This is a genomic window from Dyadobacter sp. Leaf189, assembly GCF_001424405.1.
GTDB lineage: Bacteria > Bacteroidota > Bacteroidia > Cytophagales > Spirosomataceae > Dyadobacter.
The window spans coordinates 265,073-285,730 of the sequence record NZ_LMPS01000008.1; the positions used below are offsets into that span (position 1 = coordinate 265,073).

Genomic DNA, 20,658 nt, shown 5'->3' on the forward strand with positions numbered 1-20,658 from the left:
TGTACTAATCGTCCGCAACTATTTACGGATTACCAACTCATCTTTCAGCTTTCCGGCAGGATCCAGGCATTTATAATGGAGCTCCCCGTCTTTGATAGAAATGTGCTGGTAAAGTGGCCCGTCCTTGTATCTGACAACCGCATAGCTCTCGTCTGGCCATTGCTCCTGCTTGCCTGGTATACTGATCGACATTGTATAAATTGTCCCTTCTGCGGGACTTGCGGCCGGTTTTCCTGCGTGCATGGGCTTGGTCCGGAGATAGTAATGCATGTGCCCGTTCATCACCATATCCACATGGTATTTGTCAAAAAGTGAACACCATTCCCGCATGATCTCCTCATAAGGTTCTTCCAAATTGTAAGGCGGGAAATGAAACATGACGAACTTCCACTTCGCATTGCTGTTTTTCAATGTCGCTTCCACCCAGGCGCTTTGCTTCGGCACTGACAATGTTGCATCCAGCATTACGAACAATGCATTCTGATATTCAAAGGAATAGGTCATTTCAGAAGGCTGACCCGCCGGCCCGTTTTCAGGCAGACTGAACATTTCCTTGTACATCCAGGCACCGAGCCCGTCCTGACTATCATGGTTTCCGGGAACCGGCATCAATGGGCGTGTAGTGAAAGTTTTGTCGCTATGTGCCCAAAGCTGGTCCCATTCGTCCCGATGCAAGCCTGTACTCACCAGGTCCCCTGCAATGGAGAAAAAAGCAGTTTCAGGATGTCGCTTGATCGATCGCTGCGCCATATCCCCCCAAACAGGTGAATAGTGCGTATCGCCAAACCAGATGAATGAAAAATCCGCTTTGTCTGCCGGCGCCGTTTTAAATGTGGCCGCTTGAGTCCATTCATTTTGCTCACTCCGCAATGCATATCCGTAATCAGAGCCCGGCTTTAATTCTTTGAGCCTGGCAGTAAAGCGGTTTACATAGCGATCGTTTTGTAACAGCCTGTCCTCCATTTTAAACAAGGAGGCTTTTGCAAAAAGCGTATCGCCTGAGCCTGTTTTCCAGTATTTAACTTCTCCGGCTTGCACCGAGCTTGCTGTCCGCCACTGAATGTCCACACTTGTTTGCGGATCACCGCTCCATGTAAGCAGTACCTGGTCAGATTGCGCCGACGAAGGATGCGGTGTAGTCCTGAATGCTTTTACCAGATGTGCTTCTCTCGCCCTGCCGCGCACGGTTGTAAAAAGTACCTGCCCTTTCAATTTGTCCGGCACTTCCGTTAACACAAGTCCGTCCCAATCGTGGTAGGTAAATGCGCCCGGCTGCATGGTGCTCAGCTTGTACTGGGCGGGCATCACATTTGAAATTTCAAGCTTACTGGCTTTATCTTGCGGAGCTACACTGATAAAGTAAACAGGCCTGTGCTTATCAAAGCCATTGATCCCCAAACCAATGTCGCCTTCATCGAAATCTTTCTGCCAGACTTCGTACGTATATTCTTCGTTTTTGACCAGCATCTCCGTTTTCCTGAAACCGCTTTCTGCCAGCCAAAATGGTACGACGCGCTGAGCAGTATCCCGCATTACGGAAACCGTCACAGGCACATTGGCATGAAAAGTCCAGAATTTACCGGCAAGCACTTCTTTCTCTTCTGCGGTCAGAAAGCCAAGTATGTAGTTTTCAGAAATCGTGTCCAGTTGCGCAGGTGAAAGGTTTTTATAAAACCGGGTTACCGCGCTATCGATTACCTCCTTCACATTTCCTTCCGGCAATGCTTTCTTCTGATGATTACAGGATACTAATGCAAGCAGCAGCAGGCCGGTCGTAAGTAGCTTCATTTTCATATATCATTTATCAAAACAAAACCGGGACTGTCAACATTTGCAGCCCCGGTCTAAAATCTATTCACTTCAAAACAATTTCAATTACCAGGGCTTTCCGGTTCCTTGTATCAACCAGGGTTTAGACCACTGGCTGTTCTTTTTGCGGGGACCTGAAAAACTCGTTTCTTCCAACCTGTCAATTGCGCTCCTTACACTTGCGCCATTGTTGTTCAATTCATTATTACTGTAAATGAAGCGCAATGGAAGCGCCCGGGACGAAGGTGCCACACCTGGAACCAGCGCAGGTAAGCCCGTCCTTCTGAAATCAAACCAGGCCTCGGTTGCTGTTGTCCAGCTGGCTATCCACTTCTGCTCGATAATCTGCGCCAATGTACCTTTATAAGCTACCGTTTTGATAAAAGCATCGTATTGATTTTCAACTCCCCAGGTTTGCAGTGATTGCCGGATCGCGTTGTTGTAATGCGTTTCTGCACTTCCTGCTGCCCAACCCTTCTGTGCCGCTTCGGCTAGGATGAATGAAGTTTCAGAAGCAGAAGCCAGTCTCGCTTTCAATATCCCTCCTTTTTGCCCCTGATACGTATAGCTCAGTTGTGACGCATGCTGATTTTGTACCTGCTGACCGGTAGTCGGATTTTCATTGTAATAAGTTGGATCGAGCATCCCGGCAGGTATACCCACGTATTCATTGGTATTGATTGGTCCATTAAAAAAGTCAGGACGCGTCGGTTTGTACGTATTTGGGTTAAAATGGCGGGTGTACTTGTTTCCGGCAGCGATACCAGCTTTCAATTCTTGCTCGGTAAGTGACTTAACCCCTGTCTGGATCACCCCGTTTTTGCGGATAAACTCGTCCATTCCCGTAGCAAGTGCCGGATCTGCAACCCACCTCACGTGAACTGGCTGAAACCAGACTTTTAAACGCGGATCATTGTTGGTCACCAGGCTGTTCATCAATGTGGCAGCCGGTCTTCTTCTCCGCCAGCCGGACTCACTTACGTCATAAGCTATTGCATTTGGCCAGGAGTTGTTTGAAGCTGTGCCTATGAACTCCATCACGGCGTCGTCCGCTGCATCCTTAATGTAGATACCTGAAGTGTAAACGGATTCTATGCCTGCTTTTGAAATGTCAGGCAGCTTGGAAGAAATGCGCATATAGTAGCGCAGCAAAAGTGTATTTGCAAACTTCTGCCACTTTTGCGTGTTTCCATTGAAATAAACATCGTACCCCGGCGCATAAGTACCCGCATCGCCAGTGGCGAACATGGCAGAAGCTGTTTTCAGATCTTCAATCACACCTTTGTAAATAACTTCCTGGCTATCAAACTCCGGAAGCATTTGACCTTCATCACCTTTCAGTGCATTGGTGTAAGGCGCGTCGCCCCATAAATCGGCGATAGTCCCGAAAATAAAGGACTTCATGGTCAGCGCTACTGCCTGGTGAAACTTCGAATTGGTCTCAACCGCTCTTTTATAAAGCAGATTGTTGTTACGCAGGAAACCGTACCAGGCTGTCCATTCAGAATCCTCTTCCGACCAGTCATAGTCATTAAAACCATTTTTCCAGGCATCTTCCTGTGTATGCTGAACTACGCCGGCAATGCGGCCAAACCCCAGCCCAAGGTATTGATTGGCAACACCAGTCATCACAGTCGGCATAAGCAGGTTTGGATTCGCGCTGTTCGGATCCACGCCATTCGGGTTTTCATTGATCTCCGTCAGCGACTCGTTACAGGAAGTCACCGCCAGCAGCATCATGATAAATGCTATTTGAGGAATGTATTTAAAAATCTTCATCGCTTTATGATTAAATATGAATAAGCGTTTGAGCCTTAAAAGTCAAAGTTGAGCTTGAATCCGAATGGAATGGTCCAGGGCATTACGTTCTGGCGCTCGATACCCTGACGGAAACCACCTTTGGAAGGATCTGCCCAGAATGCTCTCTCAGGATCAATACCAATGTTCGCAGCTGTCCACAACATGATATTTCTTGTGTAAACAGAAAGGTTCGCATTGCGGATTGTACCAAAAAGCACCGGGATCTTATAGTTTAACGTCACCTCTCTCAATTTCACAAAAGAAGCGTCGAAAGTAATCTGCTGATTGTAATCCCATGGATAGGCATTGGTAATCGGCATTGTTTTTGTGCCTGGGCCACCTAACCATTCGTGGTAGTTACCATCTTTATCCTCCCAAACACCCGGAATAAATGCACCGTCGCCATCTTCACCAAACCCGCCGGTAGCGGCTGTATGTCCACCGACTCTCGGGAAGTTTCCATTTTTCGGAATAATGTATTTCTCAGGGTCCGACTTCAAGAGTGCTACCAATTCATCAGGACTGTACAGGCCGCCCGGGATCAGGTTGTCGATCTGGCGTTGTGATTTCCAGTCGGATTCTCCATAACGATAAGTAAATGACATAAACTCTCCGCCCTGGCGCCAGTCAAAGCTCAGGCCAAGCGAAAATCTTTTGTAAGAAAGTGTAGCCTGCGCGCCCACAAGAAAGTCGGGATTATAGTTACCTACCTTCACGTTGGTCTCGCGCCCGCCTGCTCTTTGCCAGTCCATATCACCATTACCCTCTTCATCATAAGCGATAATTGGCCAGCGATAGTACGGTGAACTTTTGTCTGTAACAGATGCAAAACCGCGGCTGTAAATGTTACCAATCTGCTCACCTACGTAAGTATAAGCACCAGCGCCGTTTTCACTCCATTGCTCGAAGAAGGGGAAGTTTGGCGCCAGCTCCTTCACAGTGACACGGTTGCGGCTGAAATTCGCATTCAGATCAAGGCTCCATCCATTCCGGTTATTGATCGGAGTTCCGCCTAATCCGATTTCCCAGCCACGGCTCACCAGTTTTCCTGCATTGATATTCTTGCTGGCGTAACCTGTAGAAGGCGCCATTGGAACACTGAAAATCTGGTTGGTATTGGCGCGGTCATAATAGGTAAGGTCAAAACGCAACCGGTTGTCAAACAAATTGAAATCAACACCACCTTCGACAGATGTTGCTATCTCGGGCAATAAGGTAGGGTTCAGCAAAACATCACCCAGGTTAGCAGTTACCAGATCTCCCCAGTTGCCTGTACCCAGATTTGGGTACAGCTGATAAGGATCTGTATCATTACCCACCTGCGCCCAGCCTCCGCGAAGTTTGAAGAGAGACACATAGGAAGGCAGATTGAATGTAGTGCTCGCCAGCCAGCTCAGAGAAGCAGAAGGATAGAAGTATGACCTGTTTGTCTCAGGCAATGTACTCGACCAGTCATTGCGGGCAGTCAAATCCAGGTATAGCTGGTTTTTAAACCCGATTGAACCCAGCGCGTACAAACTGTAAATCGCCTTTTTGAAGATGCCATTTCCAACAATCCGGTTCCCAACAGGGATATTGGAGATATTATATAACCCCGGAACCGACAAGTCACGACCGCCCAGGTTTGAGCTGTTGCCGTGCTGCTTCATGATGTTACCACCACCGGAAATGTTCACATCCAGATCACCTGCCTTGATATTTTTAGTAATCAGGAAGTCGGCATTGCTTTCATTACGACCGATGTTTTCAAGATAGTAACCACCTTTCGCCATGCTTTTGTAGCTCCACGGAATTTTGGTCTCCCGGTCTTCATCGTACATATCATGTGAGTAGCGAACAAACGCAGTCAAGCCAGGTGCGATAGTCCAATCCAGTTTCAAGTTTCCATATAAACGGTCACGAGTATACGCATTGGTCAGATACTTGGCAAGGAAGTAAGGGTTGTCGATTTCACCTTTGGCAATGGTAAGCTGTTCTATTTGCTCCAATCCCGGCTTCCATACACCTTCCAGATCCTTTATATTATAGCTGGGCGAATAGTACACTGCCTGTAAAGGGTTTCCGTCGCGCTCGGAAGTCTGCGGCCGGCTGTTCGAGTTGGATCTAACAAAATTGACATTGGTACTCAATTTCAGGTTCTTGTGCATATCGAACGTTCCTGCCACTGACAACGAGTTACGGTAAAGGTCCGAATTGGGGATCAGGCCGCGGTTGCTCATGTTGTTGTACGAAACCCGGTAAGTAGACTTGTCCGTCGAACCCGAAATCGTCAGGTTGTTGGTTGAAGTAATTCCGGTTTGCAGGAAGTTCTTCATATTGTCTTTATACGATTTCAGCTCGGTCGGCACCGGCTGCCCGTTGGCGTCCAGCGGGCTGTTCCATTGTACTTCTTTAATTCCCTGATCGAGTGGCAAGCCGCCCCAGTAAGCGGAAGATTCGTCCAGCTGAAAAGGTCTTTCTCCGTTCGCATATTTATAATGTAAATCGAGATAGCGGTAAGGTTTTTCAAAAACATTGGATGTTGAAAAAGAAACCCCCAGACCTTTGCCTTTCTTGCCCGATTTGGTAGTGATCAGGATTACCCCGTTACCTGCACGCGAACCATAAAGTGCTGCTGCACTGGGCCCTTTCAATACCGACATACTTTCAATATCGTCGGGATTGATATCAGAAATCGCATTACCGTAATCGACTTTATTACCATTTCCCTTCTCGCTTACGTTGGCGAGACTGTTAGCAAGAGGAACACCGTCGACCACAAACAGCGGCTGGTTGTTTTTCAATGAAGCTGCGCCACGGATAACAATGCTGATCGAAGACCCGATACCGCTCGTCTGGTTGATAGAAACACCTGAAACGCGCCCGGAGAGAGAGGTAAGTACGTTTTCGTTGGCTACATTGGCAATATCCTTAGCTGCCACTTTACCCACATTATAGCCCAGGGAGCGCACATCCCTTTTAAGACCAAGCGCCGTAGTTACAACCGCTTCCTGCAGTGTAGCGACATTTTCTTCCAATACTACATCCATCACACTTTTCCCCTGTACCTCCATTTCAATGGTATTGAAACCAATATAAGAGAATACGAGTACTACATTGCTTCCGTCGGCATCAATGGAATAAGCACCTGCCGCGTCCGTGGTGGTACCTATCTGTGTGCCTTTGATCAGTACATTCACACCCGGCAGCGGCGCACCGTCAACTGCGGACGTTACTTTACCCCTGATCCTGGCCACTGCGAAATCATTTTCAATTTTCACGATCCCGGCTGCAAATGCGGAGATGTCCGTTCCGGAGAAGAAGAGCAGAGCGAGCATACATCGTGCCGCCATTTTCAAAGTCGCTTTCGGTTTCATAATAACAAGTTGGTAGTAGTTAAAAACATAGGTTGCGTTTTGTTAAAATCATTTTTCCTGCTTTTGCCCCTCTTTCAGGAGCTGGTTGAAATAGGCTTCCAAAACATCCGAGTACTCCTGCTGCTGCTCTTCGCTCGTAATGCCGGCGAGCAGCTCAGAAAGCTCTTCCCCTGAAAGCTTATTGCTGATGAGCTTTTCTATCAATGTTTCCGCCCGGGAAAGTGACATGGTTTTTGGCTTGTTATGTATGTCAAGGATACTGGCGGGGCCGGGGAATGGACTACTGATTTTGCAATGTATTTTCCATCATTTTTCACCATATTCAAGGAAAGTATCGTTTCTTTACGGAAACCCGGTTGTGAAGAATGAATTCTGTCAAAAGCTGTATTTCTTTTATTTTTCTTCTACTCACTTACACACAAGCAACTTATTCACAAGAGGTTGTGCCCGACAGCACCGGCACGATCGTGATTGGGGAAGTAAGTGTGGAAGGAAACCATAAGACACGCACCGGCATTATCCTGCGTGAAATGGCGATCAAACCGGGCGATGCCATACCGGCAGCACTGCTGAAAGAAAAGCTGGAAGTTGACAGGCGCAAGGTGATCAATACCAACCTGTTCATTACTGTAGAGCTTCTTGCCAAACCCAATCCCGATTCGCTGCGTACAGACATCCTGATCCTGGTCAAAGAACGATGGTACCTCATTGCGTTGCCGGTATTCCAGCTGGCCGACCGTAATTTTAATGAATGGTGGTACGAACGCAAGCGCGATCTTTCCCGAACAACTTACGGAGCCTATTTCAGCTACGGAAATGTGACAGGCCGCGCGGATAAGCTTCGTCTTCTGGCGGAATTCGGCTTCATTCCGAAGTTTGAAATCGCCTATACCCTGCCCTATCTGGACAAGGCACAAAAGACCGGCATTACCATCGGTACCTCATTTTCGATCAACAAAACCACTGCATACAGGACCTGGCGCGACAAGCTGCAGTACCTCAACAGCGAGGATGTGAACCGCAGGCGCTTTTACACGTACGTTAGCCTCACCCGCCGCAACAAATACTATGCATTTCATTCGGTAGATCTCAGATGGAGCCAGTCCCGGATTTCAGATACCATTGCGATTTTGAACCCGAACTACATGCTTGACGGGAGAAGGCGGCAGCAATATGTGCAGCTTACCTACACTTTCAGCTACGATAAGCGGGACAATGTCCAATATGCATTGCAGGGACAGAGCTTTTCGGCACAGATCTCCAAACTGGGTATCCTCCCCTGCGACGATGTGAACACACTTTACTTGTACGGTTCGTACAGGAAATATGTCCCTCTGGGCAAGAATTTCTACTTCAACACCGGCATGAGAGGAAGGGTATCTTTCCCGAAAAGGCAACCATATCTGCAAACGATCGGACTTGGCTACCGGAACGATCTTGTACGGGGTTATGAGCTTTACGTGGTGGACGGGCAGGATTATGCCCTTCTCAAAAACGAATTGAAATACCGCCTGTTTTCCGTTCAGAAACATCTCTCGTTCATTCCGATCAGGCAGTTTAACACCATTCCGCTGGCGGCTTATATCAATACTTTTGCAGATGCCGGCTATGTCAAAAACAGTTATCCTGAATTCAGTAATACGAGGCTGGGCAATTCCATGCTATATGGCGCAGGCGCCGGGCTGGACGTGGTAACTTTTTATAATATTGTAACCAGGTTCAATATCACACTGAATGCAAAAGGCGAGCGCCGGTTCTTTTTCAATGTTTCGAGAGAATTCTAGGGCCGTTTTCAGAGTTTGTATTTATCATTAAATTGCATTGACAGGCCAAACCACAGAGCAAGGCACGACTATTTTACCGCACATTAACCTGACTGAATGAAAATAATGTTTACGCCCATGAAATATTGTACTTATTGGGCCTCTATAATGCTCCTGGCGATTATTGTAGGTGGCTGCGATACCAAAACAAATGAAAAATCCGAAGCCTCAACCGATTCGGTAGTTACAGAGCAACCTTCACAACCTGATCTTAACAGCGATCAGTCAGAGCTCCTGGATACCATTCTCGGGTCTGCCGAAGATAGTGAGCAAACTGTGCTGAGAGGAGTTGCATTCGGAGATCCGGTAGCGAAAGTCAAAGCTGCCGAGACATTCGAAATGTTTGAAGAAACACCCGATCACCTTGGCTACACGCACGAAACTAGCCGGCTGGAAACGATCGACGTTCAATATTTTTTTGATAAGGACAAGAAGGTTAACCGGATCACCGTTGACGTTTACCTGAATAGCCCGGAAGCAACAAAACAGCTTTGGCGGGCAGGAAAGAGTCATTTTACGGAAAGTCAAGGTGCCCCGAAGGAGGAGCCTAAGAAGATTGTCTGGAACGGAAAATCTGTTCGCGTAAATATGGAAGATGTTTCCGAAGGCAAAGATTACGGGTTAAAATTCCAGTTTTACCCGGCAAATAAAAACGTACTGGCTGCAAACTAATACTTATGAAGACCAAAAATTCGATTATTCTGGCAGCATTGTGTCTGCTGTCTGTTCATGCATTTGCTCAAAAGAAATCTAAAAAAGACGAGGTAGTTACCATCGAGACGGATAAGGGAACAATGCGTTTTATCCTATTTGACGAAGCTCCCAAACACAAAGCCAATTTCATTAAGCTTGCTAAGGAAAACTTTTACGACGGCGTACTTTTCCACCGCGTGATCGACGATTTTATGATTCAGGGAGGCGATCCCAAATCGAAAAATGCCAAACCTGACGATAACCTGGGCAATGGGGAAAACGGGTACCGGATACCTGCTGAATTCAGTCCTAAACTGTTTCACCAGAAAGGCGCACTTGCTGCTGCCCGCGATAATAATCCCGCGAAAGAATCGAGCGGCTGTCAGTTTTATGTGGTAGAAGGTCGGAAATGGAGTAAAAATGATCTGGACAAGCAGGCCTCACGGGCAGCCCGCAAGCTGACCGACGCACAACGGAAAGTGTACGAGACTGTGGGAGGTACCCCTCATTTGGACGGTTCTTATACTGTGTTCGGTCAGTTGATCGACGGAATGGATGTAATTGACAAGATTGCTTCTGTTGATAAAAATGAAAGAGACCGGCCGGAGAAGGATATTGCGATGAAGGTTTCCGTCAAAAACATGAAAAAGAAGAAGATTACAAGAAAATACGGCTGGAAATACGAGGCTTGATTTACCATTGAAAAAACGAATCTTAATCACAGGCTCAAACGGGCTACTAGGTCAAAAGCTGGTTGAGCTTCTTGTTCAGCAGTCTGACATTGAAGCAATTGCGACTGCGAAAGGCGCAAACAGGCTGCCATTTCAGGAAGGTTATCAGTACCTCGAAATGGACATTACCGATCCCGTGCAGGTAGATGCGATCGTGGGAGAAGTTCGTCCGGATGTAATCATCCACACGGCAGCAATGACCAATGTGGATCAATGCGAACTGGAAAAAGAAGCTTGCTGGAAGCTGAATGTGACTGCAGTTGAAATCCTGATCGCTGCTTGCCGCAAGTACAGTGTATTTCTGCAACACCTTTCTACCGACTTTGTATTCGATGGAACCTCCGGCCCGTATAAAGAGGAAGATCTACCAAACCCGATCAGCTTTTATGGTTGGAGCAAGTACGCGGCCGAAAAGGCGGTACTCAGTTCGGATATCCGGTTTGCTATCACCAGAACCGTACTCGTATATGGCATAGCGCACGATATGAGCCGCAGCAATATTATACTTTGGGTTAAAAAATCGCTGGAAGCCGGGAAAAACATTCAGGTTGTTACAGATCAGCATCGCACACCAACCCTTGCGGAGGATCTGGCGACAGGCTGTTTTTTGATTGCTGTAAAAGAAGCAGAGGGCATTTTCCACATTTCCGGAAAAGACTTTCTAACCCCATTCGAAATGGCGATTATGACAGCGGAGTACTTTAATCTTGACAAGTCATTGATCTCCCCTACCGACGCTTCCGCATTCACCCAACCTGCCCGCCGCCCGCCGCGAACAGGTTTCGACCTCAGCAGATCCCGCAGCATTTTAGGCTACGAGCCGCATTCATTTAAAGAAGGAATTGCATTGCTGGCCAGCCAGATAAATTGATTATTCAATGATCTGAATAACTGATTTATCTGGCTGAAAAGGAAAACTGGATAATCCTGCGGCCTAGTACAACTTTTCGTAATACTCTCTCGCCATACGATCGGAGTTGAATGGTACACTCACGTCGTTCATGCTGTTGAGTACCATTTCCCGCCACTTTTTCTGACCATTATAATACGTCGGAATCACCTCACGTTCGAGCTTTTCCATCAGGTTATCACAGTCCTGCTTGTTGATATCATCGCCTTTCGCAACCGGCAGCAAAAATGAGTTTTCACCATCTTTTGCAAATTCACAGATCCAGCCGTCGAAAGTTGAAAGGTTAAGCGACGCATTCATCGCCGCTGTCATTCCGCTGGTACCCGAAGCTTCACGGGTCACTACGGGCGTATTCAACCAGATATCCGAACCGTCTTTCAACAGCTTGGAAAGCGCCAGTTCATAACCCGTCAATACTGCCAGGTTGGGATAAAGGTGACTCAGATAAAAAAGCCGGTTGAATGTATTGACTGCATCTTCATCTTTCGGATACGGTTTACCTGCCCAGATAACCTGCACCGGCTGCTGGATATTGTTCATCATCCTCGTGAACCTGTTCATATCCCATACAAGCATATCCGGCCGCTTATAGGCTGCAAACCGGCGGGCCCACACGATCGTCAGTACATTCGGATCGAAGATCTTACCGCATTGGTCAGCTACGGTTTTAAACAATACTGCTTTCAGCTCTTTCTTCCTGGCTGCTATGCGATCGGTATCCTTATCGATTCTCGCTTGTTCCAGCTGAGGATCAATCCAGTATGTATTATTTTGTGCATTGGTGATATGCCCGATCGGCGCAATGCCCGGAAATGCCTTCCACATCCCCCGCGACACTTCGCCGTGCAGTTTGGATACTCCGTTTGCATTCCGGCTCAGACTTAATGCTGCGAGAGAATGGTTGAATATGTTATCCTTCATCCCACTGATCTTCTTGATCGTAGGCAAATCCAGTCCCGAGAAAAATCCGAGCTTTTCCAGAAAACCGATTTCGTGTTTGTCATTTCCGGCTTCTTCCGGAGTGTGTGTTGTAAAAACAACACGCTTTTTCACTTCATCCACTTTCCCGTACTTTTTGTACAAAGAGAAAACGGCTGAAACCGCGTGTGCTTCATTGAGGTGATATACTTCCGGCTCATACCCCAGTTCTTCCAAAAGCCGCGCGCCACCTATTCCCAGCACCATGCATTGCGCTACTTTGTAAGTCGGGTCGGCATCATATAAAGAATAACTGATCGCTCTTGTAGTATCATCATTTCCGTCTGTATCGGTCGTCAGCAGGAACATCGGGGCGGTTTTGAACACTTCTGGATCCAGATAGTATGCTGCTACCCAGACCTTCTTGCCCATTACCGGTATCTGAAAACGGATTTTTGTGTCAGTCAGGAAAGAGTACATCTTTTCTCTGAACTCCGGCTGCATACTGCCGTCTTTGGCGCGGCCCTGGTCGTAATAGCCATATTTCCAGAGCATACCAACACCGATAAGGTTCTGTTTTAATGCATATACACTGCGCATGTGCGAGCCTGCCAGAAATCCCAGACCGCCTGAATAGATTTTCAGCGCCTGGTCGACGGCGAACTCCATTGAAAAGTATGCAACTGATTTTTTGTATTGATTATCCGGGGTAAAAGGATGTTTGTAAGGAAGTGAAAACGTGGACTTAGCCATTGCTAGGAGTTTTGTTGAAAATTGACAGCCGAACCCGGCCACTATACGTGCTACAAAATTGTGCCATCAAGTTAATCAACCTATTTTAAAATCCGCCCTTCCATTTTTGTGCGATGTTCATTGCCGTTTGCAGCATATGCGGTTCCCAATGTTCAATGTGCCAGTCGGTATCACTAAGGTCAGAAGCATTCAGTAGCCTCTGCGCCTCTTTGAGGTCGCCGGCTATTTCCAGAATGTTTGAAAGCTGCATTTGCTGCTGGTACAAAGCCAGGTCTTCGACGGGCAAGCCAGCAGGAGAAGTCGGCGAGAAAGGCAGGAAGTTGTTTGCCGAAATGCGGCCGGTTTCTCCAACTGACTTAATAATGTGGTCCATTTGTAGAAAATCTTTCTGAAAATCGGCCTGCTTTTCGGCTGTATCCAGCGCGGTGCCCAGCTGCTCCATTACCACAAACTTCAAATCAGGACAGCGTGGAATTGCTTGCCTCAGATACTCGAAAACTTCGGGCGGTACTGCCTCATCGTGCGTATCGCGGCGCACTATCCTGCCCGGAATCTGCGCATCCCAGCTACCGCCTGAGATATGCATTTCGCGCACTCGGTCCAGCGGGTAAAAGGAAAGGAATTCAGTAAAGTCAAGTTCAAAATTGTGACACTGACAATACAGGTTATGCAGGTCGAGAATAATGAAGCCGTTGACACTTTCCACCAATTGGCCCAAAAAATCTCCATGCAGCTTTACTTCATCGAGCGAATAGGAGAAAGCAAGGTTCTCTAAGCCGACCGGACAATTACACGCATTCTGAATGCGCGCCAGTCGGTCTTTCCCGATAGCCAGTGTCGATGCATTGAAAGGAATGCCGAGCGGCGCGCCTTTGTGAAAGTCGGAGCCTGTCATGAAACCGAAGTGCTCCGTAATATGATCAAAATGAAACTGGCCGCAGAGCTTGCTGAGCTGGTCCAGCCAGTGTTGCTGCTCCGCAGACCATTTTCCGGAAAACAAGGAAAAATAAACGCCGTGACAGATCAGTCTGCCCTGATCGCTGAACTCCCCAATCAGGTCCGTAAACCATTCAGGCACTACATCAGCTTTGAAAAGCGCATCGAAAGACCATTCAATGGCTTCTACTTTTTCCATTTCAAATAACGGAATGGACGATTGCAGAATGTGCGCGTCGAGGTTGCAGGCGATTGTGGAGAATATCTGTGGCATAGGAGTAACGATCAACCCATTCCGCAGCCAGGGCAAGGATCCATGGTGCGTGTTTTCGCCTTTTTCTCTTTTCCGGGTTTGATATCAATGTCGGCGCAAGCGGTAATTGTGCTCAACGCAACTGCAACGGCGACAGCCTGAAGTACTGATTTCGAAATTTTCATATTTGAAATGGATAAGGTGGAACCGGAATATGCTATCAAGATGAAAATTTATCATAATTCGTTGTAACCATCGTGTATTAAAAATGCAAAATGCCCGACTTTCGGCCGGGCACTTAACAATATCTGCTTTGAACAGACTATTTACCAAACAGTCTGGCCCAGAAGCCTTTTGCTTTCGTCTTGGTTTCCACGTATTTCTCCGACGCGGCTTCTTTCAGTTCTTCCATCTCAATCTCTGCCTTTGCTTTCAGCTCTGCTGCTTTTACCTGTGCTTCGGCCAATTTCTCGGCGGCTACTTCTCTGGCATCCTCAAAAGCTTCGGCGGCATCTTCCCTGAGGTCCTCATATTTGTCAATAGCAGCTTCTTTCAGGTCCGCAGCTTTTTCCGACAGATCTTCGTAAATCTCACCTGCCTTATCCTTGCCTGCCGCAATGCCCAGTTCAACCTCATTTTGCAGACCAGCAAATGTCGATTTCGCTTCTTCCGACTTCTCTTCTGCAAAATCTTTTACTTCTTCTACCTTATCCCCTGCCGCCGCTCTGACCTCCTGCACTTCGGCAGTTGCCTCCTCTTCCAGCTCCGCAACCGAGTCTTTTGTTTCTTCAATGGCCATTTCAGCTTCTGCTCTCAGATCGTCCGTCGTTTCATAAACTTCCGTTTTGATCCCGTCTGCACCTTCTCCTACCTCCTCCACGATCTCATCTCCTGCTGCTACGGTCGTAGCCTTGATTTCTTGTGTTGTAGTTTCCAGCGATTCTTCTGCATCTTCCGGAAGTGGTTTGTCGTTTTCGGCCATTGCTAACAGGTTTAAGGTAAAAAGTTGATACACTTAAAGTTGTAAGCTACAAAGGAGTTTGGATGTTACAAACAAACGGACTTGCTTTCTTTCATTCTAACCTTCTAACCATCAAATTTTTAACCAGCTCATAAAATGGCTCCGGCTGCAATGTGCGCCAGTTGCCAATGTGCAGCGTACCGCCAAAATTGATAAAGTAATCGAGCCTGAACTTCTTCCATTGCTCCTCCACATGCTCCCTGAAATTGACAGCTGCGATCCAGCCGTCTTCGATATCATCAAACCATTCGGCATAGTAATCATCTTCGTTGCCGTGGAAATCGAGCAGGTTTTCGCCCATTAATATAAATTGGTTGATCCCCTCGTCAACAAGCGGGTCCACGACCTGTCTTTTGAAGAACATGATATCGTTGTGCAGCGCATCGTTCCATTCACCAAATACTTCGATCACTGCAAAGCGTTTTTTGTAATCAGCGAAAATAATCTTCACGTAAAGCGTCTCCGACCCTATTTCGTCCCAGAGCGGGTGGATATAGTATCCGTAGATCGCATTTTCATAATAGTCGAGATTGTAAGTCCTGCCGAAAAAGGGCGACTTCTCATCGTGACTTGCCACATAATGTTTTTCCCAGTTATAATAGGGTTCTATCTCCTGCATAATCGCTCCTTGTAATGGGTACTTACTTTATTTTATTACAAAACAAAAAAGGCTTAAACGATGTTTTAAATCGTTCAAGCCTGATAAAATTATTGTACCTGTTATCTCTTACAACTCGCGGATCCAGACGTTGCGGAAGCTCGTTGTGTTATTGTGGTCCTGCAATTTGATAGGTCCTTTTCCGTGCGGCTCAATGGTTGGCTGGCCCACGTAAGGAGTTGTACCCTGGATCATCGTGTGGTTTTGCACCAAAACTCCATTGTGGATCACGGTAATGTAAGGCGGAATTGTCATTTGACCGTCTTTGTTGAAATGCGGCGCAGTGTAAACCACGTCGTAAGTCTGCCACTCGCCCGGTCCTACTGAAGCATTTACCAGCGGCATGGTTTGCTTGTAAATAGAGCCTGCCTGTCCGTTTGAATAAGTTGCATTGTTGTAGCTGTCGAGTACCTGCAGTTCATAAATTCCCTGCATAAAGATCCCGCTGTTGCCACGTCCCTGTCCGTTTCCGTCCACTTTCGCAGGAGTGCGCCACTCAATGTGAAGCTGATAGTCACCAAAGGTCTGTTTAGTCTGGATATCTCCTGATTTTGGAGCAACCGTCATTGCGCCGTCTGCAACTGTCCACGGAGCAGCTGATTTTCCGTCTTTACCTGAAACCCAGGCGTCGAGGTTTTTACCGTCGAATAAAACGATGGCATCGGAAGGTGCAGTAAAGCCCGAAACCGCAGAAGAACTTTTACCTGGCGTCACAACACGGGGCACCGGGCTCCACAATTCGCTCGATTCCGGCGTTTGTTTGGCAGGTTGAAGTTGTGCATGAGCAGCAAACGCCGTAGCCAGGCTGAACGCGGTAAGAATTAATTTTTTCATTTTAAAAATAAACTTTTTAGTCAGATAAAACTGATTGAAAAATGCGTGAAAACGCACCAAATATCAAAAGCAGGCAGCCTCACGATTCTCATCTAATTAAATGCAATTTTACCAATTCTTATCACGTAATTTGCACCGATTCGGCGACCTGCGGCCGGTATTTAATCAAAAACCTACCAAGCTTACCCAAGTATGTTTAAAATCAAATGTTCGTTTTTACAGTTAATCGTTTGTGGCATAGCGGTTATTGTAAGTCAATCTGCTTATGCCCAGCAACCTATTCCTCTTGACAATCTCAGTGCATTTACCACCAAATCCGATAACTGGAAAATCGTCGGAAATGCGTCTGCTGACATTTCAAAAGAAAATGTGCTGACTACAACACCCGGAAAAGGCGTGTTGGCCTGCATTCATGAAAAAGGAAAATACGGAAACCAGTACGAGCTGATCTCCAACTTCAAGCACGGCGACCTTGACATTGAAATGGACTTTATGCTGGCGAAAGGATCCAACTCCGGCATTTACCTGCAAGGAAACTACGAAGTACAGCTGTTTGATAGCTGGGGCAAAAAAACAGCCAAATACAACGACTGCGGTGGTATTTACGAGCGCTGGAATGATTCAAAGCCGGAAGGCGAAAAAGGCTATGAAGGATACGCACCGCGTTTCAATGTAGCCAAAGCGCCGGGTTTGTGGCAGAATATCAAGATCTCCTACCAGGCGCCACGTTTTGACGCGAATGGAAAAAAGGTATCCAATGCTGTTTTCCTGTCCGTAGTACTGAACGGAATCATCATTCACGAAAACGTAGAAGTGAGCGGCCCGACCCGCGGTTCGCTGACTGCCGAAGATGTGGCAATGGGACCTATCCGCATTCAGGGCGACCACGGTTCACTGGCGATCAGGAATATTGTCATCAACAATTTTGATAAAAAACCAGGTACCCTTTCTGAGCTAAGCTACAAAACTTACTACGGCGGCTTGTCCGAAACAGAGGACCTTTCCAAGCAAACTCCTGCTGAAACCGGTAAAACGGACGCATTAAGCTGGGAAATCCTGAAAGAGAACAACAACTACTCCTACGTTTACACAGGAAGATACAATGCACCAACCGCAGGTGAATACAATTTCAAATTGCAGGCTTCTGGTAATTCTTACCTGAAAATCGACGGCAAGTTTGTGATCGACCAGCAATGGAAGAACAACAACGAATTCCGCACTGGTGCGGTAAACCTGAAAGAAGGCGACCATACCATTGAGATCTTCAACAACAAAAGAGATGGCTGGATGCGTCCCGTTCTGGGATTGTGGGTAAGCGGACCTGGCTTCCGAGAAGTGGCTTACCACAGCAAAAGCTCCGTTATGGCATCAGGCTCCACCGATCCTATCCTGATCACTGCGGGTACCAATACCATTACGCGCAGCTTTATGGATTTCAAAGCAGATGACAAAGGCAAGAGACAGCGTGCGGTTCACGCGGTATCTGTGGGCAGTCCTACCAACCTGCATTATACCTATGACTTGGACAAAGGCAATGTGTTGCAGGTATGGCGCGGCGAATTCCTGGATGCTACTCCTATGTGGCACGATCGTGGTGACGGCTCTTCCCGCCCGCGCGGCAGCGTTACGTTGCTGGGCGATGATATGATTTTGGGTAAAGTAAGTGGCAAATCGAAGTGGGCGGCAGATACAGCCGGCAGCGGCTACCGTCCGAAAGGCTATGTGCTGGATGATCAGGATGTTCCTACATTCCAGTACCAGGCATTTGGCTCGACTGTTACCGACTATATGTCGATTGTTAACAATCAGTATTTTGAAAGGATTATCAAAGTAAATAACCCGACTAAAAATCTGGTTGCAAGATTGGCAGACGGCGCGAACATTGAGAAGGTTTCTGACGCTCTTTACGCTGTTAACAACAAATCGTACTACATCCAGCTTGCCGACAAGAACATCAAACCCGAGATCAGAAGTATTGACGGACGTCAGGAATTGATTGTTCCGGTGACGAATGGCGAAGTGAAGTATTCCATCCTATTCTGATTAAATCCCAATAGATACCGCATTGATAATGAAAAAATTAATTCAGATTACATTCATTTTCTTGGCAACACTTAATGTGCTGAAAGCGCAGGAGTCGCCCAAAGAAGAAGATTTTTACAAGATTATTACCCCGCCCATTCCGGAAGGCATTATCCTTGAAGTAGGCGGATTGACTACCATGCCAAACGGATCACTGGCGATTTCAACGCGCCGCGGAGAAGTTTGGATTGTGGATAACCCTACCAGCCGCACGCCTTATTTCAGGAAGTTCGCGACAGGTCTGCACGAAATACTCGGTTTGGCTTACAAAGAGGGTGCATTGTACTGCGCACAACGTGGCGAGCTTACCAAGCTGGTGGACAAAAACGGCGACGGCAAAGCGGATGTTTACGAAACAGTGTACCAATGGCCGCTTTCAGGACACTACCACGAATACTCTTTTGGCCCGAAACTGGCACCAGACGGAAGCTTTTTCGTGAGTGGTAACGTAGCATTTGGAGATGAAGAATGGTGGAGAGGCGAAAGCCGCGTGCCTACCAGAGGCTGGATTTTCCACATTACCAACGATGGTAAATATGAACCTTATGCAACGGGAGTTCGCTCCCCTGCCGGTATCAGCATGCTGAATGGCGAGCTGTTCTATACCGACAACCAGGGTGACTGGATGGGAACAGGTGCTATTTTCCAGGTTAAAAAAGGTGGCTTTATGGGTCACCCGGCTGGTTTGAAGTGGGCTGGACTTCCTAACTCACCTGTTAAGTTAACTGAGAAGCAATTCTTTGCTGAAAGAGATAACCGCCAGAACAAAGACGCAAATGGCCGCGCGATCAAGCCGGAAAATACATTGAACGAGACTCCTCAGTTCTTGTATCAACTGAAAGAAAAATACGATATGGTACAGCTTCCGGCAGTTTGGCTGCCTTACGGTGTACACGGAGTTTCTACTGCTGAGCTGATCCTTGATGATACCAAAGGTGGTTTTGGTCCATTTACCGGCCAGGTTTTCGTGGGCGACCAGGGACAGAGCAACATCATGCGGATTGTCATGGAAAAAGTAAAAGGGGAATACCAGGGAGCAAGTATCGGTTTCCGCAGCGGGTTCCAGTCTGGTGTTTTGAGAATGGCATTTGATAAGGACGGTTCCATGTTCGTAGGCGAAACCAACCGTGGCTGGGGCTCGGCAGGTGACGCAAACCAGGGCTTGCAGCGCCTCGTTTGGAATGGGAAAATGCCTTTTGAAATGTATACTGTAAAAGCGCAGCCTGATGGTTTTGAAATCGAATTCACAATGCCGGTTGACCGCAAATCAGCAGAAGACCTGGATTCTTACAAAGTGAGCAGCTATCTGTATAAACACTACCCTGTTTACGGTAGCCCTCAGATCAACCTGGAAGATGTGAAGATCAAAGGCGTGAAGGTATCTGACGACAACAAAAAAGTACGTATCGTACTTGACGGAATGCGCCAGTACTATGTTCACAAGATCTCGCTGGAAGGTGTGAGAGCAGCAACAAACAGCTGGTCACTGGTTCACCCTGACGCTTACTACACGTTAAACAACATTCCTGACGGCGAAAAACTGAAAGTTTCTGAACTGAAGACAACGCGGTCTGGCGAGACCCGGTCTGGAAGCACAAGCTCGGGCGTATCTTCAACAGGAAGTGCTTCGGGTTCTTCTTCCGCTACCAAAGAGCACGTTTCTCCGGACGGAAAAGGCAAGCAAACCGCAGCGGCGAGCAGCAAAGCACCAACCTGGGCGGAGATCAAACCGATCCTTGAAAAGAATACCTGCCTTGCCTGCCACGCGGCCGACAAGAAGGTAGTGGGTCCATCTTACCAGGATGTTGCCAAAAGAAAATATTCGAACGAGAAAATAGTTGACCTGATTTATAATCCTAAGCCTGAAAACTGGCCGGATTATGCAACACCGATGGCGCCAATGCCGCAGGTTCCAAAAGCGGAAGCGGCCAAAATCGCTGCCTGGATCAACTCTCTTGCCAAATAAGCATTTTTCGAAATCCTTAATTGCATTTGCAACAGTTACAAAAGGTTGTCTGTTAAACAGGCAACCTTTTGTGCTTTTGAAGTCCTGATACTTTCTCAGGAAAGCTGTATCTTCA

Annotated in this window: 16 protein-coding genes; 6 read left to right on the forward strand and 10 right to left on the reverse strand. The window is 47.3% G+C overall.

Going from position 1 to position 20,658, the window contains the following annotated elements; translation table 11 throughout:
- Positions 1-18: 18 nt before the first annotated feature.
- The 4 genes from ASG33_RS24175 to ASG33_RS24190 form a co-directional block, all read right to left on the reverse strand.
- Positions 19-1,794, reverse strand: a complete 1,776-nt coding sequence (locus ASG33_RS24175) for a metallophosphoesterase family protein (protein WP_056291578.1) — start codon at positions 1,792-1,794, stop codon at positions 19-21.
- Positions 1,795-1,875: 81 nt separating this feature from the next.
- Complete coding sequence (locus ASG33_RS24180) at positions 1,876-3,588, reverse strand: SusD/RagB family nutrient-binding outer membrane lipoprotein (RefSeq protein ID WP_056291580.1); 1,713 nt, start codon at positions 3,586-3,588, stop codon at positions 1,876-1,878.
- A 35-nt stretch (positions 3,589-3,623) separates the two neighbouring features.
- Positions 3,624-6,965, reverse strand: coding sequence for a SusC/RagA family TonB-linked outer membrane protein (locus ASG33_RS24185; RefSeq protein WP_082489392.1), 3,342 nt, complete (start codon positions 6,963-6,965; stop codon positions 3,624-3,626).
- 48 nt (positions 6,966-7,013) lie between these two features.
- Positions 7,014-7,193 carry a hypothetical protein gene (locus ASG33_RS24190; RefSeq protein WP_056291582.1) on the reverse strand — a complete coding sequence of 60 codons (180 nt, stop codon included), beginning with the start codon at positions 7,191-7,193 and terminating at the stop codon, positions 7,014-7,016.
- 137 nt (positions 7,194-7,330) lie between these two features.
- Between ASG33_RS24190 and ASG33_RS24195 the strand changes: the two genes are divergently transcribed.
- The 4 genes from ASG33_RS24195 (at position 7,331) to ASG33_RS24210 (ending at position 11,083) form a co-directional block, all read left to right on the forward strand.
- Positions 7,331-8,749 (forward strand): BamA/TamA family outer membrane protein, encoded by a 1,419-nt coding sequence (locus tag ASG33_RS24195; protein WP_056291584.1) that lies wholly within the window; start codon positions 7,331-7,333, stop codon positions 8,747-8,749.
- A gap of 96 nt (positions 8,750-8,845) precedes the next feature.
- Positions 8,846-9,460, forward strand: coding sequence for a hypothetical protein (locus ASG33_RS24200; RefSeq protein ID WP_056291586.1), 615 nt, complete (start codon positions 8,846-8,848; stop codon positions 9,458-9,460).
- A gap of 5 nt (positions 9,461-9,465) precedes the next feature.
- Positions 9,466-10,173, forward strand: coding sequence for a peptidylprolyl isomerase (locus ASG33_RS24205; RefSeq protein ID WP_056291588.1), 708 nt, complete (start codon positions 9,466-9,468; stop codon positions 10,171-10,173).
- Between the two features lie 7 nt (positions 10,174-10,180).
- Positions 10,181-11,083, forward strand: a complete 903-nt coding sequence (locus tag ASG33_RS24210; protein ID WP_056291590.1) for an SDR family oxidoreductase — start codon at positions 10,181-10,183, stop codon at positions 11,081-11,083.
- 63 nt (positions 11,084-11,146) lie between these two features.
- On the opposite strand, the gene glgP is transcribed toward ASG33_RS24210, so the two are convergent.
- The 6 genes from glgP to ASG33_RS24235 form a co-directional block, all read right to left on the reverse strand.
- Complete coding sequence (glgP, locus tag ASG33_RS24215) at positions 11,147-12,793, reverse strand: alpha-glucan family phosphorylase (RefSeq protein WP_056291592.1); 1,647 nt, start codon at positions 12,791-12,793, stop codon at positions 11,147-11,149.
- An 85-nt stretch (positions 12,794-12,878) separates the two neighbouring features.
- Positions 12,879-14,003 carry a DUF692 family multinuclear iron-containing protein gene (locus tag ASG33_RS24220; RefSeq protein WP_056291594.1) on the reverse strand — a complete coding sequence of 375 codons (1,125 nt, stop codon included), beginning with the start codon at positions 14,001-14,003 and terminating at the stop codon, positions 12,879-12,881.
- Positions 14,004-14,014: 11 nt separating this feature from the next.
- Positions 14,015-14,167 (reverse strand): hypothetical protein, encoded by a 153-nt coding sequence (locus ASG33_RS25860; protein ID WP_157474949.1) that lies wholly within the window; start codon positions 14,165-14,167, stop codon positions 14,015-14,017.
- A gap of 137 nt (positions 14,168-14,304) precedes the next feature.
- Complete coding sequence (locus ASG33_RS24225) at positions 14,305-14,964, reverse strand: hypothetical protein (RefSeq protein ID WP_056291596.1); 660 nt, start codon at positions 14,962-14,964, stop codon at positions 14,305-14,307.
- A gap of 91 nt (positions 14,965-15,055) precedes the next feature.
- Positions 15,056-15,622, reverse strand: a complete 567-nt coding sequence (locus tag ASG33_RS24230) for a hypothetical protein (protein WP_056291597.1) — start codon at positions 15,620-15,622, stop codon at positions 15,056-15,058.
- A gap of 108 nt (positions 15,623-15,730) precedes the next feature.
- Positions 15,731-16,495: a DUF1080 domain-containing protein gene (locus tag ASG33_RS24235; RefSeq protein ID WP_056291752.1), complete on the reverse strand. Its 765-nt coding sequence runs from the start codon at positions 16,493-16,495 to the stop codon at positions 15,731-15,733.
- A gap of 192 nt (positions 16,496-16,687) precedes the next feature.
- Between ASG33_RS24235 and ASG33_RS24240 the strand changes: the two genes are divergently transcribed.
- Together ASG33_RS24240 and ASG33_RS24245 are read left to right on the forward strand one after the other, a co-directional pair.
- Complete coding sequence (locus tag ASG33_RS24240; protein WP_082489393.1) at positions 16,688-18,538, forward strand: family 16 glycoside hydrolase; 1,851 nt, start codon at positions 16,688-16,690, stop codon at positions 18,536-18,538.
- A gap of 28 nt (positions 18,539-18,566) precedes the next feature.
- Positions 18,567-20,543 carry a c-type cytochrome gene (locus ASG33_RS24245; RefSeq protein ID WP_056291600.1) on the forward strand — a complete coding sequence of 659 codons (1,977 nt, stop codon included), beginning with the start codon at positions 18,567-18,569 and terminating at the stop codon, positions 20,541-20,543.
- Positions 20,544-20,658: the final 115 nt, after the last annotated feature.

Coding starts and splice junctions, on each gene's coding strand:
- ASG33_RS24175 (WP_056291578.1), bottom strand. CDS start 1,794: ATGAAAATGAAGCTACTTACGACCGGCCTGCTGCTGCTTGCATTAGTA.
- ASG33_RS24180 (WP_056291580.1), bottom strand. CDS start 3,588: ATGAAGATTTTTAAATACATTCCTCAAATAGCATTTATCATGATGCTG.
- ASG33_RS24185 (WP_082489392.1), bottom strand. CDS start 6,965: ATGAAACCGAAAGCGACTTTGAAAATGGCGGCACGATGTATGCTCGCT.
- ASG33_RS24190 (WP_056291582.1), bottom strand. CDS start 7,193: ATGTCACTTTCCCGGGCGGAAACATTGATAGAAAAGCTCATCAGCAAT.
- ASG33_RS24195 (WP_056291584.1), top strand. CDS start 7,331: ATGAATTCTGTCAAAAGCTGTATTTCTTTTATTTTTCTTCTACTCACT.
- ASG33_RS24200 (WP_056291586.1), top strand. CDS start 8,846: ATGAAAATAATGTTTACGCCCATGAAATATTGTACTTATTGGGCCTCT.
- ASG33_RS24205 (WP_056291588.1), top strand. CDS start 9,466: ATGAAGACCAAAAATTCGATTATTCTGGCAGCATTGTGTCTGCTGTCT.
- glgP (WP_056291592.1), bottom strand. CDS start 12,793: ATGGCTAAGTCCACGTTTTCACTTCCTTACAAACATCCTTTTACCCCG.
- ASG33_RS24220 (WP_056291594.1), bottom strand. CDS start 14,003: ATGCCACAGATATTCTCCACAATCGCCTGCAACCTCGACGCGCACATT.
- ASG33_RS25860 (WP_157474949.1), bottom strand. CDS start 14,167: ATGAAAATTTCGAAATCAGTACTTCAGGCTGTCGCCGTTGCAGTTGCG.
- ASG33_RS24225 (WP_056291596.1), bottom strand. CDS start 14,964: ATGGCCGAAAACGACAAACCACTTCCGGAAGATGCAGAAGAATCGCTG.
- ASG33_RS24230 (WP_056291597.1), bottom strand. CDS start 15,622: ATGCAGGAGATAGAACCCTATTATAACTGGGAAAAACATTATGTGGCA.
- ASG33_RS24235 (WP_056291752.1), bottom strand. CDS start 16,495: ATGAAAAAATTAATTCTTACCGCGTTCAGCCTGGCTACGGCGTTTGCT.
- ASG33_RS24240 (WP_082489393.1), top strand. CDS start 16,688: ATGTTTAAAATCAAATGTTCGTTTTTACAGTTAATCGTTTGTGGCATA.
- ASG33_RS24245 (WP_056291600.1), top strand. CDS start 18,567: ATGAAAAAATTAATTCAGATTACATTCATTTTCTTGGCAACACTTAAT.